Origin of the sequence: Poriferisphaera corsica, from assembly GCF_007747445.1 — a bacterium.
Taxonomy (GTDB): Bacteria; Planctomycetota; Phycisphaerae; order Phycisphaerales; family Phycisphaeraceae; genus Poriferisphaera; species Poriferisphaera corsica.
Genome location: NZ_CP036425.1, coordinates 1,577,943 through 1,600,600 on the forward strand (window position 1 = coordinate 1,577,943; position 22,658 = coordinate 1,600,600).

General features: G+C 48.7%; 16 protein-coding genes. 4 read left to right on the forward strand and 12 right to left on the reverse strand.

Annotated elements, in window-relative coordinates; translation table 11 throughout:
* Positions 1-103: 103 nt before the first annotated feature.
* The 6 genes from KS4_RS06330 to KS4_RS06355 form a co-directional block, all read right to left on the reverse strand.
* Positions 104-3,391 carry an autotransporter outer membrane beta-barrel domain-containing protein gene (locus KS4_RS06330; protein WP_145076191.1) on the reverse strand — a complete coding sequence of 1,096 codons (3,288 nt, stop codon included), beginning with the start codon at positions 3,389-3,391 and terminating at the stop codon, positions 104-106.
* Positions 3,392-3,652: 261 nt separating this feature from the next.
* Positions 3,653-4,711, reverse strand: coding sequence for a substrate-binding domain-containing protein (locus KS4_RS06335; protein WP_145076194.1), 1,059 nt, complete (start codon positions 4,709-4,711; stop codon positions 3,653-3,655).
* A 72-nt stretch (positions 4,712-4,783) separates the two neighbouring features.
* Positions 4,784-6,034 carry a glycoside hydrolase family 71/99-like protein gene (locus KS4_RS06340; protein ID WP_200761637.1) on the reverse strand — a complete coding sequence of 417 codons (1,251 nt, stop codon included), beginning with the start codon at positions 6,032-6,034 and terminating at the stop codon, positions 4,784-4,786.
* A gap of 76 nt (positions 6,035-6,110) precedes the next feature.
* Positions 6,111-6,956, reverse strand: a complete 846-nt coding sequence (locus tag KS4_RS06345) for a prepilin-type N-terminal cleavage/methylation domain-containing protein (protein ID WP_145076199.1) — start codon at positions 6,954-6,956, stop codon at positions 6,111-6,113.
* A 534-nt stretch (positions 6,957-7,490) separates the two neighbouring features.
* On the reverse strand, positions 7,491-8,012 hold the full coding sequence (locus KS4_RS06350) for a polymer-forming cytoskeletal protein (protein ID WP_145076202.1): 522 nt from the start codon (positions 8,010-8,012) through the stop codon (positions 7,491-7,493).
* A gap of 132 nt (positions 8,013-8,144) precedes the next feature.
* On the reverse strand, positions 8,145-8,672 hold the full coding sequence (locus tag KS4_RS06355) for a bactofilin family protein (RefSeq protein ID WP_200761638.1): 528 nt from the start codon (positions 8,670-8,672) through the stop codon (positions 8,145-8,147).
* A gap of 242 nt (positions 8,673-8,914) precedes the next feature.
* Between KS4_RS06355 and KS4_RS06360 the strand changes: the two genes are divergently transcribed.
* Positions 8,915-9,811 carry a uracil-DNA glycosylase gene (locus KS4_RS06360; RefSeq protein ID WP_200761639.1) on the forward strand — a complete coding sequence of 299 codons (897 nt, stop codon included), beginning with the start codon at positions 8,915-8,917 and terminating at the stop codon, positions 9,809-9,811.
* Positions 9,812-9,892: 81 nt separating this feature from the next.
* On the opposite strand, the gene KS4_RS17525 is transcribed toward KS4_RS06360, so the two are convergent.
* Both KS4_RS17525 and KS4_RS06370 read right to left on the reverse strand, forming a co-directional pair.
* Positions 9,893-10,648, reverse strand: coding sequence for a helix-turn-helix transcriptional regulator (locus KS4_RS17525; RefSeq protein ID WP_200761640.1), 756 nt, complete (start codon positions 10,646-10,648; stop codon positions 9,893-9,895).
* A gap of 340 nt (positions 10,649-10,988) precedes the next feature.
* Positions 10,989-12,707 (reverse strand): ABC1 kinase family protein, encoded by a 1,719-nt coding sequence (locus KS4_RS06370; protein ID WP_145076208.1) that lies wholly within the window; start codon positions 12,705-12,707, stop codon positions 10,989-10,991.
* Between the two features lie 264 nt (positions 12,708-12,971).
* Between KS4_RS06370 and fliD the strand changes: the two genes are divergently transcribed.
* Both fliD and fliS read left to right on the forward strand, forming a co-directional pair.
* The gene (gene fliD / locus KS4_RS06375) at positions 12,972-16,115 is read left to right on the forward strand and encodes a flagellar filament capping protein FliD (protein WP_145076211.1); all 3,144 of its coding nucleotides are present in this window, start codon (positions 12,972-12,974) and stop codon (positions 16,113-16,115) included.
* 171 nt (positions 16,116-16,286) lie between these two features.
* Positions 16,287-16,763, forward strand: a complete 477-nt coding sequence (fliS, locus tag KS4_RS06380) for a flagellar export chaperone FliS (RefSeq protein ID WP_145076214.1) — start codon at positions 16,287-16,289, stop codon at positions 16,761-16,763.
* Between the two features lie 78 nt (positions 16,764-16,841).
* Here the strand turns inward: fliS and trpS are convergent, their stop codons facing one another.
* Entirely contained in the window at positions 16,842-17,810 is a 969-nt protein-coding gene (trpS, locus tag KS4_RS06385) for a tryptophan--tRNA ligase (RefSeq protein ID WP_145076217.1), read from the reverse strand.
* 169 nt (positions 17,811-17,979) lie between these two features.
* Between trpS and KS4_RS06390 the strand changes: the two genes are divergently transcribed.
* Entirely contained in the window at positions 17,980-18,378 is a 399-nt protein-coding gene (locus tag KS4_RS06390) for a DUF3568 family protein (RefSeq protein WP_200761641.1), read from the forward strand.
* Positions 18,379-18,491: 113 nt separating this feature from the next.
* On the opposite strand, the gene KS4_RS06395 is transcribed toward KS4_RS06390, so the two are convergent.
* The 3 genes from KS4_RS06395 to KS4_RS06405 form a co-directional block, all read right to left on the reverse strand.
* On the reverse strand, positions 18,492-19,172 hold the full coding sequence (locus tag KS4_RS06395; RefSeq protein ID WP_145076223.1) for a phosphoribosylanthranilate isomerase: 681 nt from the start codon (positions 19,170-19,172) through the stop codon (positions 18,492-18,494).
* A 98-nt stretch (positions 19,173-19,270) separates the two neighbouring features.
* Positions 19,271-21,598 (reverse strand): ATP-dependent helicase, encoded by a 2,328-nt coding sequence (locus tag KS4_RS06400; RefSeq protein WP_145076226.1) that lies wholly within the window; start codon positions 21,596-21,598, stop codon positions 19,271-19,273.
* Between the two features lie 87 nt (positions 21,599-21,685).
* The gene (locus tag KS4_RS06405) at positions 21,686-22,636 is read right to left on the reverse strand and encodes an NAD-dependent epimerase/dehydratase family protein (RefSeq protein WP_145076229.1); all 951 of its coding nucleotides are present in this window, start codon (positions 22,634-22,636) and stop codon (positions 21,686-21,688) included.
* Between the last annotated feature and the right edge of the window lie 22 nt (positions 22,637-22,658).

Consider the following 22,658-nt stretch of genomic DNA (forward strand, 5'->3'; position numbering starts at 1 on the left):
GTTGTATTTTGTTTGGATGGAGGCGTCTTGGATGGGTAACGGTTATAGAAAAACCGCAAGTGAAGGTGCTTGCGGTTTTTAGTTTGTGTTTGTAATGGAGGAATTAGAAGAGGATGCGGAGTTTTAGGGTTAGGGATTGAGCGTTGTAGCTGCTGCGGTGTTGGTAGTTGTAATCGAGGGATGTATTGATGGTGTCGCTCGTTTGGTAGCTCATGCCGAGGCCGAGTTCGATGGCGGATTTGTCGGTTTCGATGCCTTTGGTTGAGAAGGGGGTTGAGCCGGGGGCCTGGAAGGTTGCGGTGGCTTCGGGTGCGTCGTTATTGATGTCGTATATGTATGCGAGTTTTGAATTGAGCGTGAGTTGATCGTTGTATTGGTAGGCAGCGGCGAAGCTGAGGGTTGAGGAGAGGGTGTGGGCATCGAATGAATCGACGGCGAGGTTGAGTGCGTCGGCTTTGGACTCTTCGTATGAGTCTTGTGTGAAGTAGGTGTAGGAGATTTGTGCGTGTGGGGTGAGGGTGAGGCGGTCGTTGTTTGAGGTGAAGGATTGGCTGAGCCCGAGGTAGTTGGTGAATGCGTGTGAGGTGACATCGTCGGCTTCAGCGGTGCGGCCTAGGGCGGTTTCGCGTTTGTAATCGGAGAAGCCGAGTGTGTAGATGACGCCGCCGTCTATTTGAAGGTTAGATGGTGTGTATGCGAAGTATGCTGCGGTGGTGAGTGCGTCGAGGTCGGTAGAGCCGCGTGATTGGTTGGTGTCGATATCAGCGTGCGCGAAGCCGAGGGCAGCGCCGATGAGGAGATTGTCTTGTTTACGATCAATGCCGATGAGTGAACCGGCTGATCGTGATTGATAGCCTGCGATGTTGTCAGTGTCGTCTTGCTCTGCGATTGAGCCAAAGGCTGAAGTCCAGAATGCGTACTGGTTCTCTGTGTCGGGTTCTTCGGATTGTAGGAGTAGAGGATATGCGTTGGGTGAGGAGGTTGAGGCTAACTTTGAGTTAGACATTGTTGAGGTGCGGCCTGCAAGTTTGCCTGAGAATGAGGTTGTGATTGAAGATGAGGCGGCAACGGTTGAGAGAGATTGCTGTGGTGTGATTTTTTCTAGTTCTTTTTGTAGGGTCGGTTCATCCATGGCTTGGAATTGTGCGAGGACAGAGTCGACGTCGGAGATGGATGCGGAATCGAGTGCGTTTTGCAGGGATTTTGCAGCACCAAATGAGGTTGATGCGGCGTGATCTTGCAGGTCGCCGAAGGTTGTTGCGGTGATGATGATGGAGCCGCCATCGACTGAGAGTTCGGATTCATAGTCGATGAGTGCAGTGTCTAACATGTAGATAGGGTTATCGCCAGCGGATGTGTCGATGGTGAAGAGAGTGTTTGATTTGATGAGCGTGAATGAGGTTGTTTGGCGAATTGGGCCATCGAGTTTGGATTTGATAGTGAGGTTTTTGCCGATGCTTACGGTGTCTGCGACGAACTTGCCAGTGGATTTTTCAGCGGCATTGATTGGAACGATAAGTGTGCAGTTGTCGCCGATGGTGAGTGAGTCGGAAGTGATGTTGCCTGTGGTTTGGATGGTTGTGTTGTTGGCGGCGTTGAAGGTTGTTGATCTTAGGTTGCCAGCGAAGTTGAGTGTGCCTGCCTGGAGGTCGATGGTGTCGAGTGTATTGATTTTGTTTGTTTCGTCGACTTCAGAGTTGGTTGTGATATTGAAGACTGGTGCGGGGATGGTGAGGGAAGGGGTGTCTTGGATGAGGTTAAGTGTTTCGACGTTGATGAGGTCGCCGATGACCGTGGCTTGGTTTTTGAGAGTGAGTGTATCGCCTGTGGTGACTTGGTTGCCAAGACGGATGTCGCCGGTAACGGAGCCGCCGTTGGCGATGGTGACGATGTCGTCACTTGGGTTATTCTCTTCCCATACGTTGTTATAGATACGTTCGGTCGTAATAGCTGCAACTTTCGCATCTGTGTCTGTCGCGGTCGCAGTAATGGTGCCTGTGATATCTGGCAGGTTTAGTGACCGGTAACCCCCGATTGCGATTGCTTTGGTTTTGCCAGAAGCGGAGATGTTGCCATCGATGTGCTGAATGTCGATGTCATTGCCAATGATTGCGAATGCACCGGTATTGGGAGCGGATACGGAGATTTGTGAATCTGCTGTGATGGTATCAATATTGAGTTCGGTGAAATATAGTCCGTAGCCTAGCCAAGCTTGTGAGTTTGTGTGTGCGATGATGTCGCCAGCGAATGTGCTGGTGTTCATTGTATCGCCATGCATGCCGCGAACATCACCTTGCTCGGAATGCAGAATGATGGATGCTTCTTTGGCAAAGGTTGGCATATTGAGGGTGTAGCCGTAGTAGGCGAACATGCCTGTTGCATCTGAGTTGTAGCCTGTGGCTGAGATGTTGATTTTGCCTGAGAAGTCGTTGGTGAAAGTAAGGTTTTTTCTTGCGAAGATGCCGGTGCCGCCCCCTGTTCCGGAGATGAGGAAATCTTCGGTGACGTTGTTGATTGTGATATTGCCTTCGTCTGCGAATAAGCCGGTAACGCTTGCGTTTTCTGCGCCGATGATTTGGCCAGCGAGATCGCCGGTGATGTCGATGTCGCCTTCATTGGCGCGGATGGCTGTGCCGCCGTTGCCGATGAGATTGATTTGTGAGTCTTTGGTGATTGAGCCAATGGTGATGTTATTTTCAGCTGTGATCGCGGAGCAGAGAAATGTGCCGCCATAGGTATTTAGTGTGAGGTCGCCTGCAAGTTGATTGATGGTTAGGTTGCCTTCGGTGTTGCCGAGTGTGTCGTTGGATTTGATGACGTTGGTGTAATCGCCACCTGATGCGTAGATGTGTGCGGATTCGGTGATGTCGTTGATGACGATGTCGCCATAACGTTGGATGGCAGTGACGTGACTTGAGTTTTGATTGGTGTGGATCTCGATGTTGCCGTTGATGTCGTTGAAGTATTTGGCGCTGTAAATTGCTGCGGCGTGATTGCCGGTGGCGTGGACGATGAGTTGTGTTGATGCTGAGGTGTTTAGGGTTGAGTTACCGTAGAAACCGATGCCCCGGAAGCCGGATTTGTCGGAGGTGATATCGACTTTGCCGTTGATATTTACGGTTGCGCCGTTGCCATGGAGCCAGTAGTTGGCGGTGTTGCCTGTGAGGTCGATGATGTAGGGTGAGGAAGGGTCTGAACTGTGGATGGTGTCGGCGAGGTTGAAGGTTGTGCTGGAAGCGCTTTCGAAGACGGTAGCGGTGCCGGTTGCATCGGCGTGGTAGTCGTAGGTGGAGCCGGTTTTTACCCAGCCTGCGTGGGAGGGGGTGGTGAGCGTGAGGGAGGAGAAAGCTGCAAGAAGGGCGGCGGTGGAGTGTGTACGAAAAGATATCATAGCCTGTGCTTTCAGGTAGATGTTACGGGATGATGTTGTGGATTGAAAGCTGTTGAAATGGCTCAATCGCCAACGGAAATTAGCACAGGCGGTGAGGCTTATTGCGAACAATAAGTGTTTGGAATTTTAGTGTAGTCGGTATGATTAGTAAAATTCTGAGGGTGTGCGGGCGTGTGATAAATAAAACGCAAGCGATTGGCTTGCGGTGTGTGGATCGGGGTTGGCTTATGTATGTTGGATGATGTCTTAGGCGATGTGATGCTAGTGGCCGGTGGATTCGCAGAGGAAGAGCTGTGGGATGTCGCTGGCGAGGAGGAGGGGTTGGTTCCAATCTTTTTCGGAAGAAGAAAACCATTTGAGGCAGGTCAGGAGTTGGTTGTGGATGTCGGGGAAATCGAGGCCTGTGATGGAGGGGTAGAAGTATCGCGAATCGGAGCCGATGTTGAAGGCGGCGATGGCGAGGTCCTTGCCGATGTTGATTTTGATATCGTGGCAAGCTCGGATGGCACCGACGGCGACGTCTTGGGTTGTGCAGATGAATGCGTTTGCGGAGGAGAGCTTTTCTTGCGTGATGCGTTTCATGAATTTGTATGAACGTTCGCGTGAATCGGTGAATGCGGGGGAGGGGTCGTCCCAAATTTGTGTGTTGATGCCTTGGGATGAGGCCCATTGTTGCCAAATGCGAAGACGTCGTTGTATTTCGACGTCGTGGCCTTGCGTGTTGAGCAGGTCGATGTTGCTGCCCCATTTTTTTGCGATTTTGTCAAAGAGCATAAGCAGGTGCTGCTCAGGGAACATTTGGATGGAGGGGATGTTGTGCTGCGTGAAGTCGGAGTCGAAGATGACGACTTTGTGATTGTTTGAGTTGAGTTCATTGAGGACATTTTGGGTGATGGGTTCGGTGTTTGCGATGAGGATGACGCCGTGTGCGTTGTCGAGGGCTTCGAGGATGATGGGATCGTCCCAATGGGTGTACTGCATGGGGCGGATGGCGGCGTCTTGGTCGGCGAGGTTGTCGGAGATGAGTGTGCGGCATTGGTTGAGGTGATGTGAGGGGTAGGAGGGATAGAGGAGGACGACGTGGGTTTTGCCGAGCTTGCGGTTGTAGTGTGGGTGGATGTTGAGTGTACCGTTGTCTTGTCGTTCGAGAACGCCGGTGTTTAGGAGTTCGTTGACGGCTTTGCGTGCGGTCATGTAGCTGACGCCGGTGATGTCGGCGATGCGGCGTTCGCCGGGCAAGCTTTTTAGACAGTAGTCGCCGGCGTTGATACGGCGGGTGATGATCTTGACGACTTCCTGGTATTTGGGTTTGGGTGCCATTGTTTTAGCTGTATTTTGAAGGAGATTGTTTAGTTTTGGTTTAGTCGGGGGTAGGTGGGTATTTTAGGGGAATTATTGAGGGCGTGTTGAGTTGATTTTATTAATGTGTTTGTGGGCGAGATTTGTTTGGCCAGTTGCGATGAGTTGTGCGATTTGATCGAGTTGATCCTGTGAAGTGTGTTTTAATTTCCTGAGGTTGAAAAGTTGGCGCGGTAATCGGAGGTCTTGCTTGGTGTAGATGAAGTTTGGGTTGTGTTCTATTTTGCGCTGATCTTGGATAATTTCGAGGAAGAGGTAATTGAATTCAATGGTGGGTTCGATCATGGTGCCTTCGCCGTAGTCGTTCCAGGTGACGAGTTGGATGATGGGCCATTGTCCGGCGAATGTAGCGCTGAGTGATTCCTGGAGCGTTTTGCCGTTACGGTGATCAATGCCTTCGTAGCTATTTTCGTAGACGTCATTGAAGCCGGGTAGGGCTGAGGGGATGATTTTGTTGGGGTCATTTGATGTGTAATTAAATTCGTGAAGAAGTGAGCGGCGGATGTTTTTGTTTTTCTCTTTGTCATTCCAAGCAGAAGGATGAACCCATGTGAAGCCGCCGTCGGCTTTGACGCTTTTCCATAAATGATGGAGTGGGAAGAATGCGGGTGGTGTATTAAGGAGTTTGAAGGCTTGTTGCCAATGGCTAGCGTCTTTGATGTAGATCGGGCCGAAGTTGAGCAGGAGTGGGCGATCATTGACTTTGACGTAGTTGGGTTGGTTGAACCAGTTTTGTTCGAGCCACTGCATGGTTTGAGTGAGGTGTTGTGTGATGTTCTCTTTGGGGAGATGCTTTTTTTGAACCATGTATTCGACGGTGCGATCTTCATAGCAGACAGCGAAATCCATGTTGAATTTTTTTGTGGCTTTAAAGAGTGCGTTGGAGGCGATGTGTATTTCGCCGTAGTCGGCGAAGTCTTCGATGCCGTACCAGTCGACGATGACGCCGTTGATGCCGGCGATTTTCATGAGGAGGAGATGGTACTCGAGAACATCGGGGTCGGAGGAGTCGTATGGGCCAATGAGAGGATGGTAGTTTGACCAGATATCGGGGAGGCCGTTGGGGGAAAGTTTTTCAGGGTTGTGCTGGTTGTTAAAACCGGTCCAATGCTGGCCCCATTCGCCTCGGATCTCAGGGGTTTTGTACCATGGCATATAGTGCATGAGGAGTTTTTTGGGGGTGTGCTGATTTGCATTCAAAGCGGGTGTGGATGTGATAAAGATGAGCAGGCAGAGGCACAACGGCATGAGGGCAATGTGTTTTGATAGATGACGGTATTGCATTGTCATATGCTTTATGTACGTATGTGAAACGGTATAAGTTTATAACATGATTGGGTTGGTGAATGCTAATGTTTGATTAGTGTTCGGGTTGTTCGGCATCCCATTGCCGACTGTTCATGCGTGCGGAGCAGCCTTCATTGATGCTGTCTGGCGTAGGTTTTTGTACGTTGCCTTCCTGGGAGTCGGCGCCGCGGGAGTAGATGTTATCTAAGGTGTTGGTGACACGGCCGATGTATGTATTCTCGACGACGGGTGAGTTTGAAAATGCGACATGTCCGTCATTCCAGACTATGCCGGCTTCGAGACTGCCGGGCTTGTCGTTGTACATGCCGATGTAGTAATCATGGTTCCATTGGTTGACGGATCCGCCAACGAGTTTGTAGAGGCGATCTGAGATGACGGGCGTGCGTGCATCGAGGGTTTCAGACCATTCTTCGCGGACGTTTTTGTAAGCGGGGAGCCCATCGTCCCAGCCGAGTTCGTTGAGTGCGTATGAATAATGGATGTAGTCGAAGTCGGGGCCGCCTTCTTTCCAGGGTTGTTTGTCGAAAGGTTCGGCGGGATGGATGAGGTATTCGGAGGTGACGTAATTAAACTGGGTAAGCTCAGAGAAGCGAACCTCGGGCATGGTGCCGTTCGTGTCGATGGAGATCATGTCGTAGCCTTTCCATTTGGCTTTCCATTTGGTGGATGCGGCATCAAATCCGGTGTAAAAACCTTTGTTGTTTTGGGCGTGGATGATGAGGCCTTGGTGCATGCCGCGAAGTCTGGTGTTGCTTTTCATCTTTAATGCAGAAACGCGAGCGCTGCTCAAGGCTGGCAAGAGTATGCCGATAAGCAAAGCAATGATAGAAATGACAACTAACAATTCGATTAATGTGAATGCATTTAGGCTTGCTGAGAATTTACTTTTTGTAGACATGATGGGAACCTTAAAGTGTTGTAAATGACTTAGAACGTTCGTTTGATGATTTATAACCGTTATGGATGAGATTGGGTTATTGCTGAGTTAATGTGAAGATTACAAGTGGTTTTGTGCTGCGTTCCAAGTATGTATTAAAGATGAATCTCGTGTATAAAATGATATTATAGCAATAATGATATAAAATCAATATCTCTTCTTTTAGAAATGTCCAATGGCATCACTTAAAGGTTCTATGAATTGGTCGTAAATCATCGAGTGTTGTCTGTGGGGTGTTGCTCTAAATGTTGGTTATGAAGGAGGTTAATTGTAGTTACTCTGAGAGGTATTGCGATGGGTATGTGGGGGAGGGCATGTGTAAAAAAAAATCGCAAACTGTTGTTTACGGTTCATAATGGGCTGCGTTAGCGCGTGTTTGTGTAATGGTGTGCTTGTTGAGTCGTTAGTTGATTAGGAGCAATTGTGTTTGCGTGGGTTTGTCGCTTTGGCTTATTGCTTATGCTCTGTTTAAGCTTAGTGTTGATGTTTTGGTGGTTAGATGAGGGGTTTGAAAGTCGTTTGATTTGCGGTCGTAACGCGCTTGGGTGTTTTGCGGAGGGGGCGGTGTGAGGAGAGTCGATGAGAGGTTGGGGAGATATTTGGCTTGGGTGAGATTTCTACTTTGCCGCGGAAGGAAGCGCCGTGAGCGATGGAGAGGGATTTTGCGACGAGTGTACCTGTGGTGAGTGAATGTGTTTGGAGTGTGATATCGCCATAGACCATAGCTTTGCCGTTGAAGTTGCCGTCGGAAGTGAGAGCGCCACAGACGAGTCTGCCTGACATTTCACCGTGCTGGTCGAGTTCAATGTGTCCCATGGTGGAGACGTCGCCTTCGACGCGATCACGGAGTGTGAAGTCAGAGAATTGCAAAGGTCTGGTGCATTGTGGGCAGCGGATGGAGAGAGCACGTTTAGAGATCTCGAAATTTTTCGAGCAGTGTGGGCACATCACGCTGCGGACAGCTTGAGGTTTTGGCCCTTTTGGGTGGAATGCGACTAATGCCGGTTTGATGGGCATTGGTGAGGCTGCCTTATGAGGTGAGTGCTAACCGTAGGATAGACGAAGAAGCGAAGGAGGGGTAAAAGCCGCAGGCCCGAAAGCCTGCGGTTTATATCGCTTAATGTCAGTTAAGAGAATTTGATTCGCGGTTTAGCCGCGAGTCGAGAGTACTTTGGCACGACGACGCTGAAGGATTGCGTTGACGGAGCCAGGTACGGTTTTGACTTCACTGGCTTCGACTTCTTCGATGGTGTCATCAATGATCTGGTCATCGGTGTAGTCGTGAGCTGTAGGGGCAGGTGCTGGGATGTTGGACTGTGCGAGGACGTCGCCAGCAGCTTCCATAGCTTTCGGGCCGATGCAGACATCGCCTTGGAAGGAAGCGCCTTCGACGACGTTGAGGTTCGAGGTGTAGACTTGGCCGATGAGCTGAGCGCCAGGTAGGAGCTCGAGGCCGTTCTCGGCAATGACGTCGGCTTCAGCGCGGCCTGCGAGACGTAGATGGCCAACGATGATGGTGCCAGCGACTTCGGCGGAGTCGGTGAGTTCGAGTGTGCCGCTGACGCGGAGTGTGCCTTTGAACTGACCCATGATGACCGCGTCGTTGTCGAGTGCGAGTTCACCAGAGATACGGCAGTCTGGGCCGAGGATCGTTTTGTTTTTAGTGTGTTCTGACATTTTTTCGTGCTCCGTAAAGTGGAAGTACCGGCGTTGGCCGGGCGTCTGGAATGCCGCGTGTGGACGTACGTAATGTTGGTTACAGGACGTCGGGCGACTCGGTATATTCATCGGGCAACGGGGTGAATTTGTGTAAAAACAAATGAAAAGGGGATTGTTGGGTGGTAGAGGTGGTTTTCTCGGACGCATGTGGTCTGGTGAGGTTAGAAGGCGGGTCCGATTTTGGGTATGCTTGTTAGGTGATGGATGAATCAACGAAAAAACGGATTGCGCGTCAGCATGTGTTGGCCGATAAATTGATGGGTTTGGATGCGGTGCCGTGCGATCAGGGGGTTGCTGCGGCTGCTGTTGAGCAGGCTCCGGTGGTGAGTGGCGGTGTACCGGGTGGCGGGAGTGTTATGGGACAGCAAGGGGGGCGTATGGGGGCGATGTCGGGGCGAGTGCGTGGGCAGGGGGGAGTCTCTGGAGGTGTTGGTGGTGGGGCTGTGAGCCGGGGGAATGTGCAGGTAGGTGGAGGGATGCGCGAGTTAGTGGCGATTGATGCGCTTGGGCTAGGGCGTGAGGATAAGACTGAGCGGCTGAGACGGATGTATGAGGATGAAGTGAGTGGGTGTGAGAAATGTGGGTTGTGTCGGGGTCGGACGCAGGTGGTGTTTGGTGAGGGTGATGTTGATGCGGCGGTAATGTTTGTGGGAGAGGGGCCGGGCTATCATGAGGATGTGCAGGGGAGGCCGTTTGTTGGGAAGAGCGGTGAGTTGCTGGATAAGCAGATTGGGGCGATGCAGATGGAGCGGGGTGAAGTTTACATTGCGAATGTGGTGAAATGTCGGCCGCCGAACAATCGGACGCCAGTTGTTGAGGAGGTTGAGGCTTGCCGGGATTATTTGCAGAGGCAGATTGCGATTATTGAGCCGAAGGTGATTATTACATTGGGCGGGCCGGCGGCTAAGTTGTTGTTGGATACGACAGAGGGGATTACGAGGTTGCGTGGGAGGTGGCATTCATATCGTGGTGTGAAGCCGGGGATACCGGTGATGCCAACGTTTCATCCGGCGTATCTGTTGCGGCAGTACACGAAAGAGAACCGCATGAAGGTGTGGTCGGATCTTCAAGAAGCGATGAAAAAAGTTAAAGAGTAGAATAACTAATCAGTAGATAGATCATTAATGATGGCTGGAATTATATAGAAAATTCAGCCATTTTTTAATGTTTGGAAGATGCTACTTGTTGATGAGATTTTTTAACTGATCGTAGAGTTCTAGTAGTTCGCGGCGAGAGGAGATGTTGAGCTTGTTGTAGATGTTTTTGACGTAAACGTGGATGGTGTGTTTTGAACGTGACATGACCTGAGCGATTTCTTTCTCGGTCATTTCTTTGCGGAGATGATCGAAGACGATGCGTTCAGTCTTGCTGAGCTTGTTGATTTGATTGAGTGGAGATGGGGTATTGGGTGCATGCGGTAAGTCGCTGTCGTGGCCGAGCAGCTCGCGTTGAGCTCCGAAGGTAAGCATGCGGGCAATGTTTGGTTTGAGTTGCTCGAGGAGGCTGATGGCTTGTTCGGTGAAAGGTGTGGCATCGTTACAGCGGAGATAGACGATGAGGATGTTGGTGTTGATGTTGACATCTAGGTTGAGGCAAATGAGGTCTGAGATCGTTGTACTGTCGTTTAGTGGTTGCTGGAGGATGAATGGTGTGTGATTGGGGTGCGATGCGATATCGGTAATTGTGATCGTGCTGGAATTCAGTTTGAGGCTGCGGATGTGCTGCGTGATGGGGATGAGGTTGTTAATTTTGTCTTGGCTAGTGTTGAAGTGGTTTGCGCTGATGTAGTGAGATTGTGCATTGTTTTTATGATCAACGATGCAGCCAATGGCGATGTGCGATTTGAGAATAGATGAGGATACTTCGGTTGCGTGTATGAGAGAGCCGAAGAGCGGGGATTCAAGCTGATTATTATTGGTGATATCGTTGGTCATTTTCTGTATGCGTAATTACAGATAGTGGGAAAACTAGTAGTAGTAACATTTTGCGACAATTGTGACACCTGCCAACAGCATTATTCAGGTGTGAATAAGTTTTTCAAGAGCTAAACGCGCGTTAAAAGTTTTATATTTAAAAAGATAGAGCGTTTTGCGGGTTAACCTGTTTGTTAGAAAATATCATCAGTGCTTGATTGATAAGAAGTTAAACGAAAAGAGAGAATTGATTACATCGATAAAAAAAGAATTGAGCCTAGCGATTTCTAGTGACAGGGTGTTGGCACTGGGAGAGGCCTGAATGTTGATAACTCCTTAATGTTAAAGCTGTTTACGAAACTTATTTTCGTTTTCTGAAGTGTGTCGTTACGAATAACCATGAGACCATGATGAAGGCGAGGATGTATCCCAAGACTCCGAAGCCGAGGAGGTAACCTGTGCCTTGTGCGATTCGATCGGAGAGTATGAGCATGGATGATGCGATGAGAAGTGCCGCGATGATCAGTGCTTGGGAGGTTGAGCGGGAGGCGTGTTCGATGGTGTTGTCTAATTGCTCAAGTTTGGCGAGTTCAAAGTTGATAGTGAATTGGTTGTGTCTGAGATGATTGAGCAGGCCGAGAATGTCGGAGGGTGCGTCTTCGATGATGTCGATGTAACGAGAGATTGTGCGCTGAATTCGATGGCGAATGGCAGTTGGTGAAATGCGTTGTTTGATGAGTTTGGTGAGATGAGGTTCGACGTGGCCGACGAGGTCGAAGGTTGGGTCGAGTTGCTCGGCGACCCCTTCGATTGTGGTCATGGCTTTGATGAGGAAGACGAGATCGGAAGGGCATTTGATGTTGTATCGTCGTAGGAGGTCAAAGAACTCGCCGAGCAGATTGCCGAGGTTGAGTTCAGCGATTTCATTGATACGAAAATGGCCAATGAATTCTGTGACGTCAGATCGGAATTTGCGTTGGTCGGCAACGTCAGGATCGAGGTCGACGAGTAGTGCGACGGCGCGTATCACTTTTTCGGTGTTTTGGTCAATGACGGCTGAGACAAGATCGCCGAGTTGCTCCGCGGTGCGTTTGTCGATTTGGCCGACCATGCCGCAGTCAATGAAGCATACTTTCTGGTTATCGAGGACGAAGATATTGCCGGTGTGCGGGTCGGCGTGAAAGAAGCCAAATTCAAGACATTGCTGGAAGACGGCATCGGCGCAATTGGCGAGGACTCGTTGAAGTTGCTTTTTTGTGAGATCGCCTTGTTTGTATTGAGAGAGTCGCAGGCCATGGACTTCCTTCATGGTGAGAATGTTTCGGGTTGTGGCATGCCAAAAAATTTCGGGGAAGAAAATATTTGGATTTTCTGCAAAGTATTTGCTGAGTCGATCGGCGGCACGGCCCTCATTGGTGAGGTTGACCTCTTTGTGGATTTCTTGAGCAAATTCTTGGACGACTTCGGTCGGGGAAAAGCCGAGAGAATGGTCATGCTTTTCGAGCATTTTCGCGACTGTTTCGAGAATACTCATATCGGCTTCAAGGACTTCACGGATATTGGGTCTTAGTACTTTAATGACGACTTTGGTGTTGTTGGCAAGGGTTGCGCGATGTACTTGCGCGACTGAAGCAGCGGCGAGGGGTTGAGGTGAGATATACTTGAAGATTTTAAAGAGCTGATCGCCGAACTCATCTTTGAGGATGGCTTCAACTTCGTTGTATGGGAATGGGGGGCATTCATCCTGTAGTTTTTTAAGTTCATCAATCCACTGGCTGTCTAGCAGATCGCCGCGTGTGGAGAGGATTTGGCCGAGCTTGATGAAGGTGGGGCCGAGTTCTTCCATCGCACGTCGCATACGGACTGGTCGGGGGAGTTCAGCGAGGTCGGAGATATTGTTTTTTTCAGGTGGTGTGGCAGTTTTGCTTGATGGATCTTTGTCGTCGCCATTGGATTTTAGAAATCGGTTGAGGCCTGTTGAGGCGAGGATATCGCCGAAGCCGTAGCGCAAGAGTACATGGGCGATGTCGGCGTATCGCTTGGCATTTCGGACAGTCGATTTGAGATTGCTCAGGGGCATCCGCGGGCCTTGTGGGATGGGGAATAATTGAGAATGCTCCGTAATAGTAGTCGGCTAAAGACGGGGGCTGGTTTGTAGGGGGAATTGCAGGTTTTTGGGAATGCTTTGTAACCTAGTTGGAGGTGTAAGTGTTTGGTAAACAGCAAATTAAGGTTTATTGGGAAAGAAAATCCAGTGATTGGACTCAAGATACCAAAGAATATCGGACGATAAATAGATTGATACGTTGTGATATCGTTGTTTTGAAAGAGGGGGTCCATCAAGATGGGCCAGATTACTACTAGTGTCGGTTTGATCAGTGGTATTGATTCCGGAGCGCTGATTGACCAGTTAATTCAGCTTGATTCGAAGCCCAAGACGCTGATTGAGCAGAAGAACCTGAAGATTGATACGCAGAAGACGGCGTATCAGACTGTCAATGCGCAGTTGTTGGCATTGAAAGGACAGTCCTCGAATCTAGGCTTACCAACTACTTTCAACGCGACGTTAGCGAGCACATCAAATGAGAGTGTGTTGACCGCAACGACATCAAAAACAGCGGTGCCAGGTAATTATTCATTTATCGTAAAGCAATTAGTGGCGAGTCAGCAGACGGTCACAAAGGGTTTTGGTGCGAAAGATGATGACTTGGGTTTAACCAATACGATGACGTTTGAGCCGGGCGGCGCGAGGTTGGATTCGACATCGAAATTGAGTGCGATGAATGGTGGTGAAGGTGTTGAGCGTGGGGTAATTCGTGTGACCGACCGATCGGGGAACGCGGCATTCATTGATTTGGGGACAGCGGTGACAGTGGATGATGTCGTCGACACGATCAATAACACATTGGGTGTGAATGTTATTGCCAGTATTACACAGGACGGTCTGACGATTCGTGATAATACCGGTAGCACATCGGGCAGTCTTATTATTGAGGATGTTGGTAAGACGAAAACAGCGACGAGTCTGGGTATCAAGGATTCTGTGGCGAGTGATACGCTTGTAGGGAGCAGTATCAACCGTGTTGGGCGAAATACGTTGCTATCAGATCTGAATGATGGCAACGGGATTCATATGAATCAAGATGAGACGGATGATTTTCGAATCAAGACAAACAGTGGTGAATTTACGGTTGATTTAGGGAAGGCGACGACGCTTGGGGATGTGATCGATAAGATCAATGAGGCAGCCACGACAGCAGGTATTAGTGTGACGGCTGATATCAGCGCGGATGGTACGGGGTTGGCATTGAACGATGGGACTGGGAGTGGAACCGATTTTCGTGTGAATGTTATAAATGGTTCGCAGGCTGCGGTTGATCTTGGTATTGAGGGATATGATGCAGATGGCGACGGTGTGATGAGTGACCGTTTGATTGCTTCGATCAACTCAAAGTTATTAAAGAATATCAATGGTGGTGATGGGATTACCAATGGATGGGTGGGCTTAACTGGCTCGACAAGTTTGAGTTTGCTCAACAATGGGGAAGGGATAAAAACGAGTGGTAATAGTGATGCAGATCTTACGATTACTGATCGGGATGGGGATTCGTATGCGATCGATATTGATGGTTTGTCGACCATACAAGAATTGATTGATCATGTTGAGAGTGAGACTGGCGGGGTGATTTTGTTGTCATTTAGTGATGGGCATTTAATCGCGGATGATGATAGCGGTGGCTCGGGTGAATTTCAGATCGAGTCGACTTCGGGGAGTGTTGCGACTGCTGAGAGCTTGGGACTAGCGGCGGCGAAGACAGAGGATACGATCACAGGTTTGGATTTGAGTAACCTACAGCCAAATAATAATAGTGGCATGGGGATTGTTCGGATCAAGAATGCGGCAGGGGATACAAAAGATGTTGATTTAAGTGCTGCGCGTAGTGTGAGTGATGTTGCACGGTTGATTAATGAAAGCGGAGCAGGGGTTGAGGTTAAGATCAATAATAATGGTAATGGCCTACAAATCGAGGATAAATCGGGTGGAAGCGGAGCTTTAGAAATTTCCGATGTGAGTGGTAAGGTTGCGGAAAGTTTCAATCTAAATGGGACGCATACGAGTCGTTTGGTGGATGGTGGTAATGTACAGATGCAATACATTTCTGAAGCCACGACACTTGAAAGCTTGGGTGTTACACGCGGTAAATTTAAGATCACAGATAGTAGTGGCAGGACAGCAACGGTTGACTTGACGCAGGGTAATGAAGTGACATTGGCGGATGTGATTAGTGAGATTAATAGCCGCGGTTTGAAGATTCAGGCTTCAATTAATGAAAATGGTGATGGGATACTTTTAAGGGATATGGGGCCGGGGACTGTAAAGATTAAGGTTGAGGAGGATGGATCCAGTACAGCATCTGATTTAGGGTTTTTAGGTGAGGCTGCGGAACCTGGGGAGGATTTGGATGGCAGTTTTGAGAAGAAAATTGAAGTCGAAGCGACCGATTCGTTGCAAGAAATTGCGACGAAAATCAATGATGCAAATTTGAACATGCGTGCAACAATCATCAATGATGGTTCGGGTAACGCACCGTTCCGTCTGAGTATGACGACACGTGAGCCGGGCACTGATGGTGCATTTGTTTTTGATGATGGTGGTGCAGGCTTTAATGCGTTTAATCTTGCTGAAGCACAGGATGCGGTCGTGTTTTATGGTACGGGCGATGCGGCTGATGCATTGGCTGTTACATCAAGCAGTAATACGATCAAGAATCTGGTTCCGGGTGTGACGATTGACTTGAAATCGACTAGTACATCACCAATTCAGGTGACAATCGCTGAGGATAATGAAGCAATCAGAGGCTCGGTGAAAGGTTTTGTTGACGCGTTTAATGATATGCTAGCCACAATCAATAAGTATGATACGTATGATGCGGATACAAATACACGCGGTTTGTTGTTTGGTGATTCTGCAACGTCACAGATAACACGATCAATTTATAACTCAGTACTTTACGGGAATCCGGAAGTGCCGGGCCGCTATCACTCATTATCAGAGGTTGGTGTGACGGTCGGTTCAGGAGGGAAGTTGAGGTTTGATGCAACGAAGTTTGATGAGGCGATTCAGGAGGATCGTGATGCGGTGATCGATCTGTTCACATGGAGGCAAACAGAAAAGGTTGATGAAGATGGTGATGGTGAGAAAGATGAAGAAAAACTGATCGCATCTGGCATCGGGGTGGAGCTTGATTTACTGATAAAACGTTTGTCAGATAAAGATTCCAGCCCGATTGAACGCGCCATTGGTATTTTAGACGCACAAAAGAAACTCAATGATCAGAAAATCAAAGATTTGGACGCGAGGTTGGCAGCGAAAAGAGAAAGGCTCGTTCGAGATTTTACCAATATGGAAAAGTCCTTAGCGAAGATGCAAGGGCAAACATCATCAATTTCTCAAATTCAATCAATAACTACGAATAACTCGAAATAATAAGAATTTGTAGTGAAAATCAGGCGGCCTGATTGGTTGATGATTGTTCGGCATATTATTGGACGTTGGGGGTGTTTGTATTGCGTGCAAATTGCACTGTGATAACCGAAATGGACGATAGATTCTTTGTCGTTTGATTAGTTTTTACGAAAGAGGAAGGCACATAAGGTCATGAATCAAACAGGCCAGAATCCTTATCTACGCACAAAGATACTCACAGCCAGTCCGCATGAACTGCGGTTGCTGTTGTTTGATGGTGCGATTCGTTTCTGCAATCAGGCGAAAAAGGCAATCGATGAAAAAGATTTCGATACAAGCTATCACAGCATTATGAAAGCTGAAAAGATTATTCTTGAGCTTTCTAGTAGCCTGAATCATGATGTGAATCCTGATGTGACCGAAAAAATGGTTGCGCTGTATAACTACATGTATCGTCGGCTAATTGATGCGAATATGTCACGTGATCTTGAAACGATTGACGAAGTCATCAAGCTGCTTCAATATGAACGTGAAACATGGCAAATGTTGGTCAATAAGGTTCAAAGCGGTGCTAAGCCTGCGGCTGCACCTAAACAGGCGATGGGTGGTTACGGACAGATGACAAGTGCTCAGCAAACCGCGATTAGCAGCTATTCACACAGTGCGTGATGGCAATCAAACTGATTAAAACAAAACCTCGAACAATTTGTTCGAGGTTTTTTAGTTCGTGAATTTTATTGGCAGTGGCTATAAGCCAGCCGCCTTGCGAGCCCGATCAGTCACATTGCCAATAATTTTATTGGCTGCTTCGGCTCCGTCTTTGAGTACTTGCTCAATGTAGCCGGGATCGTTTGTGAGTTCCAGACGCTTGGAGCGTGCATCACGAAAGTGTTCGAGGATGAATTCGAAGAGTGTTTGTTTCGCTTCGCCGTAGCCCATGCCGCCGTTGCGGTAGCGAGATGCAAGGGCTTGGGTCTGTTCAGAATCGGGGCCTGCGAGTGCGCGGAAGATTTGATAGACGGTGCAGGTGTCGGGATCTTTGGGGTCATCTACGCCAAGCGAATCAGTTTTGATTTTCATAATGCGTTTGCGAAGAGGTTTTTCATCCATGAAGGGGTCGAGTGTGTTGCCGTAAGATTTGCTCATTTTCTGACCATCTACGCCGGGCACGACGCCCGCTTCTTCGCGAATCATCGCATCTGGCAGCTTGAATACGTCGCCGTAGTAGTGATTGAACTTGGAAGCTAGGTCGCGAGTGATTTCGATATGCTGACGCTGATCTTCACCCACCGGGACAAGGTCCGCATCCACTGCCAAGATATCTGCTGCTTGTAGAACTGGATATGTGTAGAGGCCGATGGAGGCGGCGAGACCTTTGGCCACTTTGTCCTTATAACTGGTGGCTTTGTCCATCATATGCTTAGGGCAAATACAGGAGAGCAACCAACTCAATTCGGTGACCTGCGGAACATCCTGTTGTAGGTAGATGTTTGTCTTAGCTGGGTCGAGCCCGAATGCGACGTAATCAATGACAACCTGGCGGATGTTCTGGCGGAGTTCGTTCGCATCGCGTGATGATGTAAGTGCATGATAGGACGCGATAAACACGTACATTTCATGCGAATCCTGGAGCTGCACGAACTGCTGGATCGCACCGGCATAGTTGCCGACATGCAGCTGCCCCGAGGGTTGTAAACCTGATAATACTCGCTTCATAGTGGCGTATTTTAAGCGGATTTTGGTATTTGGCCAATTGAGCCTGCAGGAAGATCAATGTTTTTTGTGTGATGTTGCCGATATCTGGTCATGGTTAGGCTTGGGGCCGCCCGTTCGGGTATATCTGGTTGGATTTCTATTCTGTTTCAGGGACGAAACAATGCAAAAAATGAAACGATTATCAGCGGTACTGATGTTGGTGTTGGTGTGTGCGAGCGGCAGTGGTTGTGTTGCCCTAGCATTAGCGGGGATTGCCGGCGCTGCGGGGATGGGTGTGGCTTTCTATATGGGGGAATATGAAGGCTATTTAGCTGCGAACCCACCACAGATCACGGATGCTGCGGGCGATGTGCTGCGAGGCATGGGTGTGAAAATTGAAACAGAAGCTTCCAGTTGGGATCGCGGCAAAATCACCGGTCTGATGGGCAACGAAGATGAAGTCGTTATTAAGATCCGTAAGAAGTCTGAGCAGATGAGCCAGGTCGCTGTTCGCGTCGGTGTATTTGGTGACGAACGCACAAGCGCTAAGCTCTATAATCAAATTAAAGCACGGCTGCAATCAGACTAAACTAACCTACGGTTAGATAGTCGGTTGAACGGCAGGATATAGTTATGATGTGCCTCCTCGCATGTGTTTAAAGCTACGATAGCATCGTAGCTTTTTCCTATAAAAACACATATTTAGTCGCATTTAGCTTGTTGAGATTGTTCACAGAATTGAACGATCAGATCAGGGTCTTTGATGCCGCGTGATGATTCGACGCCGCTTGATACATCAACCGCATAGGGCTGGACAATCTCGATTGCATGAGCAACATTGTCGGGGTTTAATCCGCCTGCGAGAATCGGTTTGGGCAACCTATCTATCTTGCCGCTGTAGATTAGCTTGGCGAACGCGTCCCAGTCAAAGCGATGGCCAGTGCCGCCAAGCAGTCCTTCATTCGCATCGCTTGCATCAGCATCCCAGAGCAGTGCCTTAAGGTGAGAAGGCGGGTCGCTCCATTCGTCGATCAGTTCCTCGAGTTTTTGGGGATCGTTAGAAAACGTCACTGCTTTGAGGACCGTCAAATTATCAAGTGCTAAGACGTCATCCATGGATTCGCGGCCATGTAATTGAACGGTATTAATTCCAACCTGCTCGGCTACATGTCTTACATGGTCCGCGTCTTCATCCACAAATAAGCCAATCGGCTCAACCAATGGCGGGAGCGATTGAACAATCTGTCTAGCGGTATCGATAGCGATGTTGCGAGGTGACTTTTCTACAAAAACCAATCCAATCGCATCTGCACCTGCTTGGGCAGCGATATTGGCCATTTGCTCATCGCGTATGCCGCAGATTTTGATTCGGGTTCGAGACATGATTCCCCAGTCCTCTTGATGCCACAATCTGTTAGATCCTTATGATTATCATCGCCGATTGGTCGGAAAGCAAGAACTGAACACTAAGTCACACAGGATTAAAATGGCAGATCATCATTCATATCGACAATTTCAAGTTTTGCATACTCAAGAATCAGTGGTTTTACGCCATACTGATTAAAAGCAACTGAAGCTTTCGTATGGCCACCCGAACTTGACACCTGCTGGATTCGCCCTAGGCCAAACTTCGGATGACGGACCAGCATGCCGACTTGATATTTACTGTCGCGTGCACTTGACGATGTTTGCCCCCAAGATGAGCTTGAATCAGATGACGTATCACCGAAGCCGCCATCTGAAAGATCGATCTGTTCGCAAAGCTCTTCAGGTAGTTCTTTGAAAAAACGGCTTTTCATCGTTGGCATTGTTTGGCCAAAAACCGTTCGGTAGCGTGCGTTTGAAAGAATTAGCCGTTTCATAGCACGCGTTATGCCTACAAAACATAGACGCCGTTCCTCTTCCAATTCATTGTCATCGTTTTGCGACCGTTCGTGTGGTAATAAACCATCCTCAACACCGATCATTGCGACAGCATTAAACTCAAGCCCTTTCGCTGCATGCAGTGTCATCAGCGTGACTGATCCTTGGTCAGATTCAATTGCATCGACATCACTGACTAATGCGATTCGTTCCAAGAAGCCTAGCAATTGCTGGCTTGCAGGGGCGTCATCTGCCGCTTCATCATCGATGATGAATTCTTCAAGAAAGTCCTCGGTGAATTGCTGCGCACTATTGACAAGTTCGCTGAGGTTAGCCAGACGTTCACGATCTGGGTCTGACTTGTCGTTCTTATAGAAAGTCGCCAGCCCCGAACCTTCAAGCACTTGCTCAACAAAATCTGGCAACGACATATATCCCGCGGCTAATGTTGCGGTTTCATTCAGACCAATCAGGCGACGCCATTCACGCAGTTGATCCAGGAATTTATTCACACTGTTTATAGCACGCGTGTTCAAGCCGGGGATTTGTTCGGGTTGGCTGAGAACTTCGATGACTGAGCGGTTGCTGGCAACAGCCTGAGCTTGTGCTGTCTTGACCGTTTTATCGCTGATACCACGTGCAGGTGTATTGATAATACGCAACAGATTGATTTCATCCGCTGGGTTGACGATCGTTCTCAGGTACGCAATAGCGTCCTTGATTTCCTTACGGTCATAGAACGCTGTACCCCGGGCAATCTGATATGGAATCCCCGAATCTCGGAATGCATCTTCCATCACGCGAGATAAACTATTCATGCGATAGAAGACAGCCATGCTCCCCCAAGGAATGCGTTCATCGCTATTAAGCTTCTCAAATTCTTGTACGATCTGTCTTGCTTCATGACGTGAATCACGGCAAGTAAGACATTCGATTAGATGGCCCTGCTCATTATCTGTCCAGAGTTCTTTATGCTTGCGTGCTGTATTGGACTGGATCAGCGCATCTGCCGCGGCAAGAATCGTTTTCGTGGAACGATAATTCTGCTCAAGCCGAACAGTTTGCGCATCAGGGTAATGCGATTCAAAATCGAGTATGTTCTGAATATTCGCGCCACGCCAACCGTAAATAGACTGGTCAGGATCACCCGTTGCACAGATATTCTTATGTCGGGCTGCGAGCGCATTGGCGATCATGAATTGAGCATGATTCGTATCCTGATATTCATCGATCATGATGTACTGATACCGCTCTTGTAATTCTGCGAGCACGATCGGATGTTCGCGGAAAAGCTGGACCGTTTTCATCAACAGATCATCAAAATCCAGGGCGTGGCTTTGATTAAGAATACTCTCGTATTTCTTGTAAATTTGGGCGATTTTTTTTGTATAAAAATCACCCGCCATCGCTTCAAATGCGCTCGCGTTCTGGAGCTCATTTTTTGCGTTACTGATCGCGCTTAAAACACTCGCAGGAGGGAAATTCTTTGTGTTGATTTCCAGTTCTTCAAGAGCGCGCTTGACGGCTCGTTGTTGGTCAGAAGAATCGTAGATCGAATACGAAGCAGGCAAGCCAATCTTGTCTGAATAGATACGGATGATGCGGGCACATAAGCTGTGGAATGTGCTGATTGTGGCCGCGTCACTTTGTCGCTGGCTGACGACTTGGCTGACACGTTCACGCATCTCGCCGGCCGCCTTATTCGTAAAAGTAATCGCAAGAATATTCCAAGGCGGGATACCGCACTCAAGCATCAGGTACGCGATACGGCTCGTAATAACCCGCGTCTTGCCTGATCCGGGGCCGGCCAAAACAAGCAACGCACCTTCGGTCGTGGTGACAGCCTGAACCTGAGGTTCAGTGAGTCCTTCAAGAAGATTACGCTTACCCGACGGGATTTCGTAGGGTTCATCAGTTAGTGGGGCATCAAAAGCATCGTTCGACATAGACCGTTATTTTATCATATATCTGCGACAATGTTTGGGGGTTGTTCGTGAGAAATTTGAAAAGGTTTAGCAGGCTTCGGAAGCAGACTACTGGCGAGAGGCGAGGAGGCTATCACGTATACCCTCAACAAAATCAGTGTATCGAGGTGTCCACCCGGTCCGTTGACATGTGATTTCATTGCTGAGTTGTTTGGATGATGAGCGTTTGAGCCGTTCGAGATTCAAGCCGAATCGCGCCGCCGCCGTTTCGTTACTTATTGCTTCGGGTTCTGGTGCCGCAATCAATCTTGCAAGCGTTGCGTAATATTGTTTGCGTTGTATCGGATGGCCATCACATCCCAGCTCAATCCGGTTAGCCAGCCGATCTTGTTTCATTATCTGAATCAATAGATCGGCAGCATCCTCAACATGAATCAGATTGAGATACGCATCGCGATCCCCAATTAATGGGCTGCCTGCCTGGATCGCACTCATGCCAATGATGCGCCTAGGCCCATAAATCCCAGCCAGCCTGACGACACTAAAATTATTCCCACTTGCCAGCCACGTTTGTTCAGCATCAAGTAGCCATTGCGCACGTTGATTGTTCGGTTTGGCTTCCGTATCCGCATCAATCAATTCGCCATCCGATTGCCCATAAACAGCGGTTGAAGAAACAAGTATGCTCTGTTGGATATGCGATTTGAATTGGCTCATCACATTGCAGACATTTGTAATACCCTCATGTAATGCCTCTTCCGCATTCTCACGGCCAGGCGGGATCATATAAAAAATATCAACCCGTCTGTCAGGATTCTCAGAGGCTTTGCCCCAAAGCCTATTGATCGGATAGAGTGTCATGGGTTGCAGGATATCGCCAATAATAGCGCGAACGCCCAACTGCGATATTTGCTTGCCGCTTGTTTGTTTGCGCACGAGACCATAGACATTTTCATATAGCGGATTTTCGATAATTTTCTTTGCCAAAATCCGCCCGAGATACCCGCAGCCCAAAATGAGCGCATCTCGTTTTTTATGATGTCGGGGTTCACTTCTCATGTGAGTGATTGTATAGCGAATT

Bases quoted from the DNA above. Each gene is read 5' to 3' on its own strand.
- KS4_RS06335 (WP_145076194.1), bottom strand. From the start codon at position 4,711: ATGGCACCCAAACCCAAATACCAGGAAGTCGTCAAGATCATCACCCGC.
- KS4_RS06390 (WP_200761641.1), top strand. From the start codon at position 17,980: ATGAAACGATTATCAGCGGTACTGATGTTGGTGTTGGTGTGTGCGAGC.
- KS4_RS17525 (WP_200761640.1), bottom strand. From the start codon at position 10,648: ATGACCAACGATATCACCAATAATAATCAGCTTGAATCCCCGCTCTTC.
- trpS (WP_145076217.1), bottom strand. From the start codon at position 17,810: ATGAAGCGAGTATTATCAGGTTTACAACCCTCGGGGCAGCTGCATGTC.
- KS4_RS06350 (WP_145076202.1), bottom strand. From the start codon at position 8,012: ATGCCCATCAAACCGGCATTAGTCGCATTCCACCCAAAAGGGCCAAAA.
- KS4_RS06400 (WP_145076226.1), bottom strand. From the start codon at position 21,598: ATGTCGAACGATGCTTTTGATGCCCCACTAACTGATGAACCCTACGAA.
- fliD (WP_145076211.1), top strand. From the start codon at position 12,972: ATGGGCCAGATTACTACTAGTGTCGGTTTGATCAGTGGTATTGATTCC.
- KS4_RS06340 (WP_200761637.1), bottom strand. From the start codon at position 6,034: ATGCAATACCGTCATCTATCAAAACACATTGCCCTCATGCCGTTGTGC.
- KS4_RS06405 (WP_145076229.1), bottom strand. From the start codon at position 22,636: ATGAGAAGTGAACCCCGACATCATAAAAAACGAGATGCGCTCATTTTG.
- KS4_RS06345 (WP_145076199.1), bottom strand. From the start codon at position 6,956: ATGTCTACAAAAAGTAAATTCTCAGCAAGCCTAAATGCATTCACATTA.
- fliS (WP_145076214.1), top strand. From the start codon at position 16,287: ATGAATCAAACAGGCCAGAATCCTTATCTACGCACAAAGATACTCACA.
- KS4_RS06360 (WP_200761639.1), top strand. From the start codon at position 8,915: ATGGATGAATCAACGAAAAAACGGATTGCGCGTCAGCATGTGTTGGCC.
- KS4_RS06355 (WP_200761638.1), bottom strand. From the start codon at position 8,672: ATGTCAGAACACACTAAAAACAAAACGATCCTCGGCCCAGACTGCCGT.
- KS4_RS06330 (WP_145076191.1), bottom strand. From the start codon at position 3,391: ATGATATCTTTTCGTACACACTCCACCGCCGCCCTTCTTGCAGCTTTC.
- KS4_RS06395 (WP_145076223.1), bottom strand. From the start codon at position 19,172: ATGTCTCGAACCCGAATCAAAATCTGCGGCATACGCGATGAGCAAATG.
- KS4_RS06370 (WP_145076208.1), bottom strand. From the start codon at position 12,707: ATGCCCCTGAGCAATCTCAAATCGACTGTCCGAAATGCCAAGCGATAC.